The sequence below is a fragment of the Candidatus Enterococcus huntleyi genome, from assembly GCF_009933175.1.
Taxonomy (GTDB): Bacteria; Bacillota; Bacilli; order Lactobacillales; family Enterococcaceae; genus Enterococcus_K; species Enterococcus_K huntleyi.
This window is the reverse complement of record NZ_MAEJ01000030.1, coordinates 274191-288196: the sequence shown is the minus strand read 5'-3', so window position 1 is coordinate 288196 and position 14006 is coordinate 274191. Positions and strand designations below refer to the sequence as shown.

The 14006-nt window shown below is 39.3% G+C and carries 10 protein-coding genes and 2 tRNA genes; 3 read left to right on the top strand and 9 right to left on the bottom strand.

Features of this window, described 5'->3' with window-relative positions; all coding sequences use genetic code 11:
• Positions 1-83: 83 nt before the first annotated feature.
• The 5 genes from secA to BAU15_RS13930 form a co-directional block, all read right to left on the bottom strand.
• Positions 84-2621: a preprotein translocase subunit SecA gene (gene secA / locus BAU15_RS13950; protein ID WP_161843341.1), complete on the bottom strand. Its 2538-nt coding sequence runs from the start codon at positions 2619-2621 to the stop codon at positions 84-86.
• A gap of 268 nt (positions 2622-2889) precedes the next feature.
• Positions 2890-3444 carry a ribosome hibernation-promoting factor, HPF/YfiA family gene (gene hpf / locus BAU15_RS13945; protein WP_161843340.1) on the bottom strand — a complete coding sequence of 185 codons (555 nt, stop codon included), beginning with the start codon at positions 3442-3444 and terminating at the stop codon, positions 2890-2892.
• A gap of 143 nt (positions 3445-3587) precedes the next feature.
• On the bottom strand, positions 3588-4286 hold the full coding sequence (locus tag BAU15_RS13940) for a ComF family protein (protein ID WP_161843339.1): 699 nt from the start codon (positions 4284-4286) through the stop codon (positions 3588-3590).
• A complete protein-coding gene (locus BAU15_RS13935) occupies positions 4276-5592 on the bottom strand; it encodes an ATP-dependent helicase ComFA (RefSeq protein WP_161843338.1) in 1317 nt (438 codons plus the stop codon). The genes BAU15_RS13940 and BAU15_RS13935 overlap by 11 nt, the downstream gene beginning before the upstream one ends.
• A gap of 166 nt (positions 5593-5758) precedes the next feature.
• On the bottom strand, positions 5759-6046 hold the full coding sequence (locus BAU15_RS13930; protein WP_161843337.1) for a DUF7662 domain-containing protein: 288 nt from the start codon (positions 6044-6046) through the stop codon (positions 5759-5761).
• 209 nt (positions 6047-6255) lie between these two features.
• On the opposite strand from BAU15_RS13930, the gene BAU15_RS13925 reads away from it, so the two are divergent.
• Positions 6256-6876, top strand: a complete 621-nt coding sequence (locus tag BAU15_RS13925; protein WP_161843336.1) for a VanZ family protein — start codon at positions 6256-6258, stop codon at positions 6874-6876.
• Positions 6877-6963: 87 nt separating this feature from the next.
• Complete coding sequence (locus tag BAU15_RS13920) at positions 6964-7596, top strand: YigZ family protein (RefSeq protein ID WP_161843335.1); 633 nt, start codon at positions 6964-6966, stop codon at positions 7594-7596.
• Positions 7597-7678: 82 nt separating this feature from the next.
• On the opposite strand, the gene BAU15_RS13915 is transcribed toward BAU15_RS13920, so the two are convergent.
• Together BAU15_RS13915 and BAU15_RS13910 are read right to left on the bottom strand one after the other, a co-directional pair.
• Positions 7679-8386 carry a GntR family transcriptional regulator gene (locus BAU15_RS13915; protein WP_161843334.1) on the bottom strand — a complete coding sequence of 236 codons (708 nt, stop codon included), beginning with the start codon at positions 8384-8386 and terminating at the stop codon, positions 7679-7681.
• A gap of 255 nt (positions 8387-8641) precedes the next feature.
• Positions 8642-12883, bottom strand: coding sequence for a 2-hydroxyacyl-CoA dehydratase (locus BAU15_RS13910; RefSeq protein ID WP_161843333.1), 4242 nt, complete (start codon positions 12881-12883; stop codon positions 8642-8644).
• 182 nt (positions 12884-13065) lie between these two features.
• Between BAU15_RS13910 and BAU15_RS13905 the strand changes: the two genes are divergently transcribed.
• A complete protein-coding gene (locus tag BAU15_RS13905; RefSeq protein ID WP_161843332.1) occupies positions 13066-13671 on the top strand; it encodes a TetR/AcrR family transcriptional regulator in 606 nt (201 codons plus the stop codon).
• A gap of 177 nt (positions 13672-13848) precedes the next feature.
• Here BAU15_RS13905 and BAU15_RS13900 read toward each other — a convergent pair.
• Positions 13849-13920: transfer RNA gene (locus tag BAU15_RS13900), tRNA-Gln, on the bottom strand.
• Position 13921: 1 nt separating this feature from the next.
• Positions 13922-14005, bottom strand: a tRNA-Tyr gene (locus tag BAU15_RS13895).
• Between the last annotated feature and the right edge of the window lies 1 nt (position 14006).

The window sequence follows — 14006 nt, the reverse complement described above, 5'->3', positions numbered from 1 at the left end:
TTCTGTATAGTAACAAGAAACTGAGGCAAAACTCAAAAGAATTTTGCCTCAGCGATTGATTTCATTTTGACCGAGCTAAAAATCTAGTCAGCATTTCTTCCATGACAATTTTTGAATTTTTTCCCGCTACCACAAGGACAAGGATCATTTCTGCCTACCTTGTTTACTTGAACAGGGCTCTTCTTGTCGCTTGTATTACTCTTTTCTACAACGTCTTCAGGCTCTTCTTGGTAATTTGCTTCACCACGAACAACTTGTTCACGTTCAACGTTTTGGCGGATTTCAGCTTTCATGAAGAGACGAGTCACTTCATATTCGATAGCACCAATCATGTCTTCAAACATCTTGTAGCCTTCAGTTTGGTATTCTACCAATGGATTGTTTTGTCCATAAGCACGTAAACCAACTGATTGACGTAATTGATCCATCGCATCGATGTGATCTGTCCATTTTGTATCAACAACACGTAAGATAACGACTTTTTGGAATTCTAATAATTGTTCAGGTCCATTTAGGTGCCCTGATTTGACTTCCATGACTTCTTTTGCTCGATTGTATAAATCTGTTTTGATGTCTTCAGCAGATTTATTTTTCAAATCAGCAACAGTAATTGAATCTTCATGAACTAAAGCGCTCGCCGCAAAATCAACGATTCCCTCAAGATTCCATTGTTCTTTTTCTAGCTGAGTATGGGCATCAACCACTCGGTCGATCGTCCGTTTCACCATGTTCATTAAAGCATCAGTTAAGTTGTTTTCTTCCATGATTACTGCAAGACGTTGTTTGTAGATAACCTCACGCTGTTCACGCATTACATCATCATACTGTAAGACATTCTTACGTGTATCATAGTTATTTCCTTCCACTCGTTTTTGAGCAGATTCAACTTGTTTACTGAACATTTTACTTTGGATAACAGAATCTTCTTCATCCAATTTCATGCGATCTAAGAATGCTTTAATTCGTTCAGAACCAAAACGCTTCATCAAATCATCTTCCAATGAAAGATAGAATTGAGAAACCCCTGGATCACCCTGACGACCCGCACGTCCACGCAACTGATTATCAATACGGCGTGATTCATGACGTTCTGTACCGATAACAGCAAGACCGCCAAGTTCAACAACGCCCAAGCCTAATTTAATATCGGTCCCACGACCCGCCATATTGGTAGCAATTGTAACTGCACCTTTTTGGCCGGCATTCATGATAATTTCCGCTTCTTTAAAGTGATTTTTCGCATTCAAGACTTCATGAGGTACCTTTTCTTTGTTAAGCATCTCTGATAAAAGTTCAGAAGTTTCAACGGCAACTGTCCCCACTAGGATTGGTTGGCCTTTGCGGTAACGTTCTTTAATATCTTTAACAACTGCATTAAACTTGCTTGTTAAAGTTGGATACAATAAATCTGCCCGGTCATCACGAATAATTGGTTTATTCGTAGGGATTTGGAAGACTTGAATATTGTAGATTTCACGGAACTCTTCTTCTTCAGTCTTAGCCGTACCGGTCATCCCAGCAAGCTTTTTGTACATACGGAAGTAGTTCTGGAAAGTAATCGTCGCCATTGTTTTTGTTTCATCTTCAATCTCGACACTTTCTTTTGCTTCAATCGCTTGGTGTAAGCCATCAGAATAACGACGACCATCCATGATACGACCAGTAAATTGGTCAACGATTAAAACTTTGCCTTCTTGAACCACATAATCGATATCGCGGAGCATGATATAGTTTGCCCGCAATGCTTGATCCATATGGTGAGTTAAGGCTGTATTTTCGATATCATAAAGATTTTCTAAGCTAAATGTTTCTTCCGCTTTTTCAATCCCAGCTTCAGTCAAACTAATTGTTTTTGATTGGATATCAATTTTGTAATCTTCTTCTTCTTTTAGACGTTTAACGAAGTTATCTGTCCGCGTATAAAGAGCCGTTGATTTTTCTGCTTGTCCAGAAATAATCAAAGGAGTTCTCGCTTCATCAATCAAAATAGAATCGACTTCATCGACAATTGCATAATTTAGTGGACGTTGCACCATTTGGCTGCGGTATACCACCATGTTATCTCTTAGATAATCAAAGCCTAATTCGTTATTTGTGCTATAAGTAATATCGCAGGCATAAGCCGCACGTTTTTCTTCAGAAGATTTTGAGTTAATGTTCAATCCAACTGATAAGCCTAGGAAATTGTACAATTCACCCATTTCTGTCGAGTCACGAGTTGCTAAGTATTCATTGACGGTAACTACGTGCACGCCTTCGCCGGTAATTGCATTTAAGTATACAGGCATTGTGGCAGTCAAGGTTTTCCCTTCACCTGTTCTCATCTCAGGGATATTGCCGTCGTGTAACACGACCCCACCCATTAACTGCACTCGATAAGGATATAAACCGAGCACACGTTTTGCTGCCTCACGGACAACAGCAAAAGCTTCAGGTAATAATTGGTCTAAGGTTTCGCCTGCTTGATAGCGCGTTTTAAATTCTTCTGTTTTCGCTGTCAATGCTTCATCTGTTAGAGCAGCCATGGCATCCGCATGTGCTTCAACTTTTTTTGCTATACCTTCTAGCCGTTTAAGTTCTTTATTATCATTTTCAATTATTTTTTTCAAAAAATTGGCCATTCGTTTATTCTTCTCCTTTTATCTCACTTCTTTTTATTACAATACACCAAAGTGTAAATTCTCCCGTATATTTTATCATTTCTTACGTGCAAATGAAATAACCTTAAGAGAAATACACACGAACTTTGACACATTCTAGTTTATTATGTACTTTTTTGCGATAAAAAGATAGCTATTTTAGTAATAAAACAACAGATTTTTATATTTTTATAAAATAAAAAGGAGGTACGACATAGTGTCATACCTCTTTTCTATTTGATAGAAATGATTAATCTGTTTCGATTAATCCATATTTGCCATCTTTACGACGATAAACAATGCTTGTTCCGTTCGTTTCAGCATCTTCAAAAATGAAGAAGTTATGGCCTAACATGTTCATTTGAAGTACTGCTTCTTCACTATCCATAGGTTTTAGTGATAAGCGTTTTGTACGAACGATATCAAGTTCTGATTCGTTTTCGTCTTCCCCGTTACTTTCATTAAAGAAAGTAGCTGCTGCTGCAGTATTGACTGCAGTTTCACGAGACTTACGGTTAATTTTTGTTTTAAATTTGCGGATTTGGCGCTCTAATTTATCAACAACCAAATCGATACTTGCATATAGATCTGGTGAAGTTTCTTCTGCGCGTAAAACAAGATAAGGAAGTGGAATTGTTACTTCAACTTTAGCTGTTTTCTCAGTATAAACTTTTAAATTCACATGAGCAGTTGCTTCAGGTGCTTCACTAAAGTAGCGTTCTAATTTACCGACTTTCTTTTCTACATAATCGCGAATAGCGTCTGTCACTTCAATATTTTCTCCACGAACATTGTATCTAAACATAAAAATTACCCCTTTCGTCTACCACATCCAAAGAAGGAAAAGGACCACTCTTTTTGCCTTCTTTATACTCTTATTATATCGAACTTTAGCCTATTTGCAAATTAAATCGCTATCATTTCTGAAGATTCTGAAACAAGTGGTATTTATCGCGCAAAAGTCAGACTTTCAACTTTTGCAGGATTTGCTAAACGTAAGCATTCGGCAGCATGAAATAACGTTCTACCTGTTGTATAAACGTCATCGATTAATAAGATTGACTGATGTTTAATCTGGGCTTTTTCTACTGCTAAGACATATGGCTGTGGCATTAATAAACGCTCTTGTCGCGTCTTCCCTGATTGGGGAGCAAGTTCTAGTCGTTTCAGTAAAGGTACAAAAGGAATCGATGCCGCCAATAAGACCCCTTCAACTTGATTAAACCCACGCTGTTTTTGCCGCTCAATCGATAGCGGTAACGGACAAATCAATGTGTTTTTATACGTACGCTGAGAAAGTGTCCGCTTTAATCTCTCAGAAAAAGTCCCTCTTAGTTGATAATCTCCTGAAAATTTGTAGCTTGAAATCCATTCTTTAAATGAATAATCATAGCGAAAGAGAGCTCGATTTTTAAAAGAATATGTCGGGTATCTTTTTTGCCAATACAAGCAATCTGCGCACAAACCAGGCTCCTCTTTCATAGAGGTGTCCCGGCCACAACCAGGACAAGCAGTAGTCGGGTCAATCTGATGAAAGAGCTGGGTACAATGACTACAAAGTTCAAATAGCGGAATGGACACTAAGCCTAAAATTTCTGCTAGCGAGAGAGTTCTGACGAGCGGTTCTTTACAGTAACTACACTTCATCGATAAGTCCTCTTTCTCTAGCTAACTGATTGGTCTGTTTAATTTCTCTAATAGCGGCTTTCATCGCGACTGTCTGCTCATCATAGATAAAGCAGACACGCCCAAAATTAAAAGGTCCTTTACGATCCACTCGCCCGGCAATCTGGATCAGTGTTGCCTTAGTAAATACCGGATGATTCGCCCCAAGGATAATGACGGAAACTTGTTCAAAAGTAACACCACGTTCTAATATCGTTGTACACAAAAAAAGTTGGAATTGTTGTTGCCGCATCTGTTGAACTTTCTCTGTTCGCAGTGGATCATTAGCGTGGACTTGCTCAATCACTAAGTCAGGAAAATATCTCTGTAATGCAGAAAATAAACTTTCCATAAGCGCGATACTCGGACAAAATAACAAAATGTGATTTTTTTGAATAAGCCGTTCAATCAGACGGCAAAGTGTGGCTAACCGTTTACCTTGCTGGCAATGTTTTTGCCAGGCATACCACCAAATGTTCTCAGGCTCAGGTAAAGGGCGTCTGTGAAATCGTGCAGGCAATTGACTAATCGTAAAGGTCGCTTGGATTGCCTTGACTAATCTTTGTGGCGGGGTAGCTGTTAGATAAGTCAAACACGCTTCGGTTTTCTGCGCTTGGGCCACCGCCGCGCTGAGTCGTGCATCCCCTTCAAAAGGAAATGAATCAACTTCGTCTACGATTAACAAATCAAAGGCTTGATAGAAATGCAATAATTGATGCGTCGTACAAATAACCAATGAAGTGTACGCATAAGAAACTTCGCTTGCACTATACAGTAAAGCGATTATTTCATTCGGAAAAATTGCTTTTAGACGAGGATACAATTCTAAGCAGACGTCAATGCGAGGAGCGGCAATTGCTACTCTTTCTCCTCTAGAAAGGGCGGCAGCAATCGCTTTGAAAAGGATCTCGGTCTTGCCGGCACCTGTCACCGCATGGATTAGATGAGGACTCTTTTCAGCTACACTACGACATAAAGCATCTGAAATTTCTTCTTGAGCAGCTGTTAATTGGCCAGTCCAAGTCATCAATACTTCACGCACTTGGTGGTCGGGTTCTGCTTGATGAATCAGCTGCTGACTAGTATCAAGCCGTCCCATCTGAATACACGCCGGACAATAGAAGTATCCGGAAGGCAACGCGACGGACTCTTTCAATGTATCTGTCTGACACCTTGTACAATGTATATAAGCTCCCTCGACGCTGACCGCCGGAAATAGTTGATATTCTTCTGCCAATGCTTCAAAACGTGGTGTCCATAAGACTCTTCTTCCCCAAAGCTCTTCCATAAAAAAATCACCTCAAAATAAGCTACGCATTTATCTGGCCTAATTTTTTCTAAGGCAAGAGATAAATGAATCTTAGTTGAAGTGATAGATAAAATTTAGTCAATTGATACATAATTAAAAGTTGTGCAGAGCGCTAGTTCCAGTAATCCGCCCATTTAACTTGAATTTATAGGGAAAACCAAGTTGATTTAACCAGCTGATTAAAAACCGCATATTCTTTTCTAAGATTAATCTGAACGACTTCATACCCCGCGTTAAGCCAGCCGTACGCACCCTTTTCAGGATGTTTATAGTCGTTGGCCCACCAGTCTGTTTCCGTTCGAGCCGTTTTTGGTAAGCCTGAATGAGGGAAAAGCAGCTCATCCAATTGAGTGAAAGTCAGTGTTACCTGAGAGCCTCCATTATTTTTTAAATATTCGGTTATTGCATCATATTTTTTTGCCCGTTCCTGCATGATCACTCACCCACCCTTTTCTTCTATTATCGCACAAATTACGCCCTCTGCAAATGATTACCTAGAAAGTTTACGCATGTATCCAACTATGTAAATTACTTTATATTCTTCCCATCATTGAGAAATGCACATTTTATAATGCGTGTTGTTTTACAGGAAATAATCGATTAAACTTACAGTAATTAATTTGATTGGAGTTGAGTAAAATAATGAATAAAGTAAAATCAATCGGGCTATTTATTGGGCTCTTTGTTCTTTCTTTTCTTTTTTGTCGCTGGCTATACATGAATGTTTTTTATTTTTATTTAATGCCCATGTTGGCTTCCTTCAATGGAAATTTTTCAGATGATTTTTGGTTTTCGCTTCTGTTGCTGACTATCGGCAGCCTGATAATCAGTACATTGCTTTATCAAATCATTCGTTTTCGGACACTGAGCCCGCTATTTATTAAGGTATTCTATGGAATCTATTTCTTGTTTTTAGGCTACTTTTTATTTTTTAAAAGTATCGGAATACAAGGAATCTCCCTAAATCCATTTTCTTTTATCACAGATTTCATCAGTGGCGATTCGATGATTGTCTTATTGAACATCATTTGTTTTATCCCTCTTGGCTTTTTATTTGTTTTGAATACGAAAAATAGCTTGTTGTTCCTAGGCTTTATTTTAGTTGTTGAGATCAGTCAGTATAGTTTCCATCTGGGCTTTTTTGATGCAGGAGATATCGTCGCCAATTTTGCTGGCTTTGTGATTGGTAGCCTGATTGTGAAAAGTAAATTTTACAAGTCTATTTTTCGAAACGCTGATTTTATTCAAAGGGAACTCATTTAAAGGAGCTCTTTTCATCTGGATTCTCAAATGACCAAGTTGAAAGTTCGCGCTATTTTTCCTATACTAGCTAGTGAGGGGTGAAGGACAATGGATCAATATATTACGATTAAAGAAAACTATCAAACAGAAATTGAAATCAAAAAGTCGCGATTTATTTGTTTTTTAAAACGAATTGAAACCGAAGAGCAAGCAAAATCCTTCATTCAAGAAATAAAAAAAGAACATTGGAAAGCCAATCATAATTGCAGTGCCTTTGTGCTGGGTGAGAATCAAGCAATTCAGCGCAGTAGCGATGATGGCGAACCTAGTGGTACAGCTGGTGTTCCCATGCTTGAGGTCCTCAAAAAAAATCAAGTGATGAATGTTGCGGCAGTCGTCACTCGCTACTTCGGCGGGACCAAACTAGGCGCTGGAGGTCTAATTCGTGCTTATTCAGGTGCAGTTGCCCAGGCAATCGCCGAAATTGGGCTTGTGCGTGGCGTTTTACAGCAGGAAGTCTTGATACATACTAGTTATCCTTTATTAGGGAAAGTTCAAAACTTTCTAGAGCTCAATCAATATGTGATAAAAGAGACGCTATATACAGAGGCCATCACAGTGATTGCGATGGTCGATCAAGCCGAATTAGCCGTCTTTCAAGCAAGCATCACCGATCTTCTGAATGGTCAAGTCACCTTTGAGGAAGGCGAAACCAGCTATGTCGAGACGCTGATTTCTTAATCTTCAACAATAACCGTCAATCTTTAGAAATAAAAAAGCTTCACAGAGCCTCATTGCTGAGCCTTTGTGAAGCTTTTTTGTCTTATTTTTCTAGATAGAATTCAAAACGATTGCCGACGTATTGAGTTCGAACATATTCAAAAGGTTCCCCATCTTCGAAATAAGAAACTTGGCGAAGGCGTAAGATTGCATCGCCCCGTTTAATCTCCAAATATTCAGAAATACGTTCAGAAGCTAACATGGCAGAAACCGTTTGATTGGCCCGACCGACCTTCTTCGCGCCTTTTGTCTCTAATGTCCGGTAAAAAGAATCGGTAATCTCTGCCTTACTAAATTCTTCCACCAATTTATTTGGGATGCTCGCCACCTCAAAACAGATTGGCACGCCATCAGCATAACGAATGCGTTCCATTCGTAAAATGGAATCAGTTTTTGCTAAATTTAATTTATCCATTTCGCTTGAACTAGGCGAAGTCACAAAGTAAGAGACTGTTTTACTTGATGGAACACGATTTTGTGATTCCATAATCTCGGTAAAACTCGTTGTTCCACTCATTTTTTCTTGGACTTTTTCTCGTGCTACATACGTCCCTGAACCAATTTTTCGTTCTAAAATTCCCTCATCCGATAATGTTTGGATGGCTTGACGTAAGGTCATACGACTCACGCCAAATTTGACAGACAGCTCTCGTTCTGAAGGTAGACGATCGCCAATCTTCCAAAGACCATTTTCGATTTCTTCTTTTAATTGATCATGTATTTGTATATAAACCGGTAAACTTCCAGGCATATGGGTCTCCTCCTTAAATTCAATTTCTCCCTTTTATTATAACTGGTATATACCTAATTCACAACTATAATTCGAACAATTTAATTGGTAATAATGCTGAAATATCAAGTTTTAACGCAGATAACGATGAATTTGAGTAGAAACATCCATCGCACAAATAATCATTTGGGCTAGGTCACTTCATGTAAATGAGAAAAGCAAAAAGAGCCGGAATAGTTCCCGACTCTTCTGTCTGCTACTTAAATCAGCAGATGATTATTTAACTGTTTCTTTTTCTAGCATTTTATTCGCTGTAGCCATCATCAAACGGATTCGGTTTAATTGATTGACTAGAGAAACACCTGGATCGTAATCAATTGCCGCGATATTCGCTTTTGGATATTGACGACGCAATTCTTTGACAACTCCTTTACCTACCACGTGGTTAGGCAGACAGCCGAAGGGTTGCATACAAACGATATTGTTGACGTCCTCTTTCAGCAGTTCAATCATCTCACCAGTTAAGAACCAACCTTCACCGGTATGATTTCCGATTGATAAGATTTTCTCAGCGTCTTCGGCCATATCGTAAATCGAGTTAATCCCGTCAAAACGTTTAGATTTTCTTAACGCTTTATCCATCGGTTTTTCGACCATTTCAATCAAACGGATGGCAAATTGGGCCACTAACTTACTTTGTTTAGACATCCCTAAGTTGTCGTACTTCCAAATTTGGTTATACAACGAGTAGTTCATGAAGCCGACGATATCAGGCACAATCGCTTCGGCACCTTCTGCTTCTAGTAAACGCACGATATCGTTGTTGGCTGTTGGTGAATATTTCACCAAGATTTCGCCGACAATCCCGACTTTCGGTTTGACAACATCAGATAATGGAATTTCATCAAATTCACGGACAATTTTCTTCATGTTTCGATTAAAGGCAGTCAACGAACCACTGCGAATATTCGGTTCGATTTTCTTCAACCATTGTTCATGTAAGGCATCAATCACGCCAGGTTCTAATTCATAAGGACGTGTTCTGTAAACTACACGTTCGAATAAATCACCGTATAAGAAGGCAATTGCCACACGTTTTAACATTGGTAAAGTAAATTTGAAGCCAGGATTCGATTCTACCCCTTTGTTCCCCATCGAAATGGAAACAACAGGCACTTTATCAAAGCCAGCATCATTCAAGGCTTTTCTAAGTAGTGGAATATAGTTGGTTGCACGACAACCTCCACCGGTTTGCGTCATCATGACACTAGTGTTTTCCACATCATACTCGCCACTTTGCAGCGCTTCGACTAGCTGACCAATCGAGATGATAGCAGGATAGCAGGCATCATTATTCACGTATTTCAAACCAATATCCACCGCTTGATTATCTTCAGCGGGTAAACAAACGACATTATAGCCAGAAGCTTGCAAGGCTACATCAACTAAGCCGCTTTGGTGAATCGGACTTAACATTGGTAAGAGCAAGGTGTGTTTGTTTTTCATTTCTTTGGTGAAAATAATCTTTTCGGGCTCTTCGAAACGCTGAACCGGTTCGAAGTTCATTTTTTCACGCTCGCCAACGGCTGCTTTTAATGAACGTAGACGAATTCGGATAGCTCCTAAGTTTGAGCCTTCATCAATTTTTAAAACAGTGTAAATTTTACCGTATTGATCCATAATTTCTTCCACTTGGTCCGTTGTAACGGCATCAATCCCACAGCCGAATGAGTTCAGCTGAACAAGCTCCAAGTTTTTCGATTTTGCTACAACACGAGCCGCGGCATACAGACGAGAGTGGTAAACCCACTGATTGACAACCCGTAAATTACCCACATCACCAAGGTGTGAGATACTATCTTCCGTCAGCACATGGAAGCCTTCTTGGGTAATGACTTCAGCAATTCCGTGGTTGATTTCAGGATCCAGATGATAGGGACGACCAGAAATAACAATTCCTTTTTGCCCTTTTTGATTCAACATCATTAAGGTTTCTTCACCTTTTTGTTGAATATCTTGTTTAAAGGCATCTAATTCTTCGAAACCATGACGAAGAGCTTTGGCGATATCGCCTTCTGAGATCCCTAAGTCAGCAAAGTTTTTGGTTAAAACGCCCACCATTGACTCTTCATTCGCTAGGTTTAGGAACGGATTGCGATAATCGACTTTTCCATCACGAATATCATCAACATTATTTCTTAAGACATCTGGATAACTTTGGACAATCGGACAGTTAAAGTGATTTTCAGCACCCGCTGTCTCCTGACGCTCAAAGATAATCCCAGGATAGAAAATCCGCGGCACGCCTGAATCGATTAAAGCTTGAATATGTCCATGAGCGATTTTCGCTGGGTAACAAGCAGTATCACTTGGAATGGTATCCATGCCTTTTTCGTATAAGTCTTTATTTGAACGTGGTGATAATTCCACTCTAAAGCCTAAATCAGTAAAGAATGTATGCCACAATGGATAGTTTTCATACATATTTAAGACACGAGGAATCCCAATCGATCCACGAATCGCATCTTTTTTACGTAGTGCCCGGTATTTGAACAAACGACGATATTTATAATCGACTAAATTAACTTTTCGTTCTTCCCGCTTAATCTTAATTCGAGCACCACGTTCACAACGATTTCCTGTGACAAATTGACGACCATCTGAGAAGACAGTCACAGTCAACATACAGTTGTTTTCGCACAGACCACAATGGGTAAATTCTTTTTCAGAAGTAAACGCATCAAGCTCTTCTAATGAAAGCGTCGTTGTTTCATCGCCAAACTGATAATCTTCTAACGCAATGATGGCTGAACCATAAGCCCCCATCAAACCTGCGATTGACGGACGCACGACTTCACGTTCACTAATCTGTTCAAAGGCACGTAAAACGGCTTCGTTATAGAAAGTTCCACCTTGGCAGACAACTTTCTTGCCTAATTCTTCGGGACGACGGATTTTGATTACTTTGTAAATGGCATTTTTAATGACTGAGTAAGAAAGTCCAGCGGAAATATCGCCGACTGAGGCTCCTTCTTTTTGCACCTGCTTAACTTTTGAATTCATAAAGACAGTACAACGAGAACCCAAATCAACAGGTTTACGCGATTCAACGGCAGCTAAAGCAAAATCTTTTACATCATAATTCAATGATTTAGCAAAGGTTTCGATAAATGAGCCACAGCCTGAAGAACAAGCTTCATTTAATTGGATAGATGAAAGTACACCATCTTTAATCGTCATGGCTTTCATATCCTGCCCACCAATATCAAGAATAAAATCAACGCCAGGTTGGAAATGATTGGCTGCTTTGTAGTGAGCCATGGTTTCTACTTCACCAATGTCGACCTTCAAGGCATTCTTAATCAAATGCTCACCGTAACCTGTCACCGCGGCTTTCCCGATAAAGGTATCCTTCGGCATCTTTTGATAAAGATCTTTTAAGACTTCCATAGTCGTTTCAAGTGGTTGCCCTTGATTGTTACCATAAAATGAAAAGAGAATGTTAGCATCTTCATCAATCAACGTAACTTTTGTCGTCGTCGATCCGGCATCAATTCCCAAAAAGGTCACACCAGTATGCGTCGCTAAGTCTTTTTCTGTGGCTTGCGCTTTATTATGACGCGCTCTAAATTCAGCTAGCTCTTCATCATTATGGAATAAAGGCTCCAAGGTATCCGAAGGACTCAACTGTTCTTGGTCCCCATTGATTAAATTATCCAACAAGCCTTCAAGTGTTGTTTCTTCTGCAGATTCAGAATATAAAGCTGCCCCCATCGCCACAAATAATTGCGGATTTTCAGGGAAAATGACATCTTCAGGTTTGATATCTAAGGTTTCAATAAATCGTTTACGTAATTCAGACATAAAGAAGAGCGGTCCACCTAAAAAGGCCACCTTCCCTTTAATTTTTCGTCCAGAAGCTAAGCCGGCAATCGTTTGATTCACCACTGCTTGGAAAATACTCGCTGAAATGTCTTCTTTTGCAGCACCTTCATTAATCAACGGCTGCACATCTGTTTTTGCAAAGACCCCACATCGTGAAGCAATTGGATAAAGATTTTTATAGTTTTTAGCAAACTCATTAACACCATTTGCATCAGTTTTCAGTAAAGAGGCCATCTGATCGATAAAAGCCCCTGTCCCACCAGCACAACTACCGTTCATGCGTTGCTCTAAAGCGCCCTCAAAAAAGGTGATTTTGGCATCTTCTCCACCTAATTCAATCGCGACGTCTGTTTCTGGTATAATTTCTTCCACGGTTTTTGTACAAGCTATCACTTCTTGTACGAAAGGAATATCTAAAACATCTGCCAGCCCCATGCCGCCAGATCCTGTGATATTCATTGTTAGTGTTTGATTTTTAATTAGTGTTTGTGCTTCTTTTAAGACACGTTCAGTTGCTGCTTTCACATCTGAATAATGACGCTCGTACTTCGCAAAGACAGTTGCGTTCTCTTCATTCAGAATAACCAGTTTCACAGTAGTTGAACCGACATCAATCCCAGCTCGTAATGTCATTTTCTTCGCCTACTTCCTTTTTTTTCGACAGATTGTTGATTATCTAACAAAGTGTCTGATATACTACTATTGTATATTTTATTGAGAAATCAGGAAAAATTCAATACGCAATTCGCGTCGTTTTGTGAGATATACAACAAAACACACAAAATTGTTGTTTGATTTGTTAGGAGGTTCACAGAATGAAGAAAACTGATTTGCGCGTCATACGAACCAGGAAAATGATCGTCGATGCTTTTATTCGTTTAGTCGAAGAAAAAGGCTATGACAATGTCACTATTCAAGACATTGCCGATGAAGCGATGATTAATCGTGCGACGTTTTATTCACATTTTAAAGATAAACCAGATCTCTATGAACGAATTTTTGAATTAGCAGTCTCTGCGTTCACGTCCGTTTTAGATCCAGAACAATTAATTGAAGGCAATAAGCTACAAATCAAAAAAGTGGAGTTTGTTTTAACCGGTATTTACGTCAAAATTCACGAAAATAAAAAATTCTTTTTAACGGTGATGGACGGCTCATCCAATGAGTTACTTCGTCAAAAGATTGCCGAAATTCTTTACGATAAATATGATCATATTTTTAAGCAATTGCGTATTACGGAAAACGATATTGAGGTCCCAATGGACTTTATTATTGAGTATATGACCTCTATCTTCATTGGCACGCTTCATTGGTGGGTCACAAGTAACACCGATATGTCGCCTAACCATTTGGCACGCTTAGTAATTAAGCTTGTCGGCAACGGTCATTTAACCGTCTTAGGAATCGATATTGAAAAATAGTTACCCTAGACATTTTTGAAAGGATATTACCTAAATGTAGGTGATTTCCTTTCTTTTTTTGAAGCTATTTTTTGATTTCTATGTAATTTTATCTTTTTATTTGAAAAGTTATAGGCGCCCTTCGAGAGATAAAAAAAGACGTAAAAAAAAACCGAATCAATTGATTCGGTTTTGAAACTGGGGTAGCTGGATTCGAACCAACGCATGAGGGAGTCAAAGTCCCTTGCCTTACCGCTTGGCTATACCCCAATGGTGGAGGAAAGTGGATTCGAACCACTGAACCCTAAGGAACGGATTTACAGTCCGTCGCGTTTAGCCACTTCGCTATTCCTCCA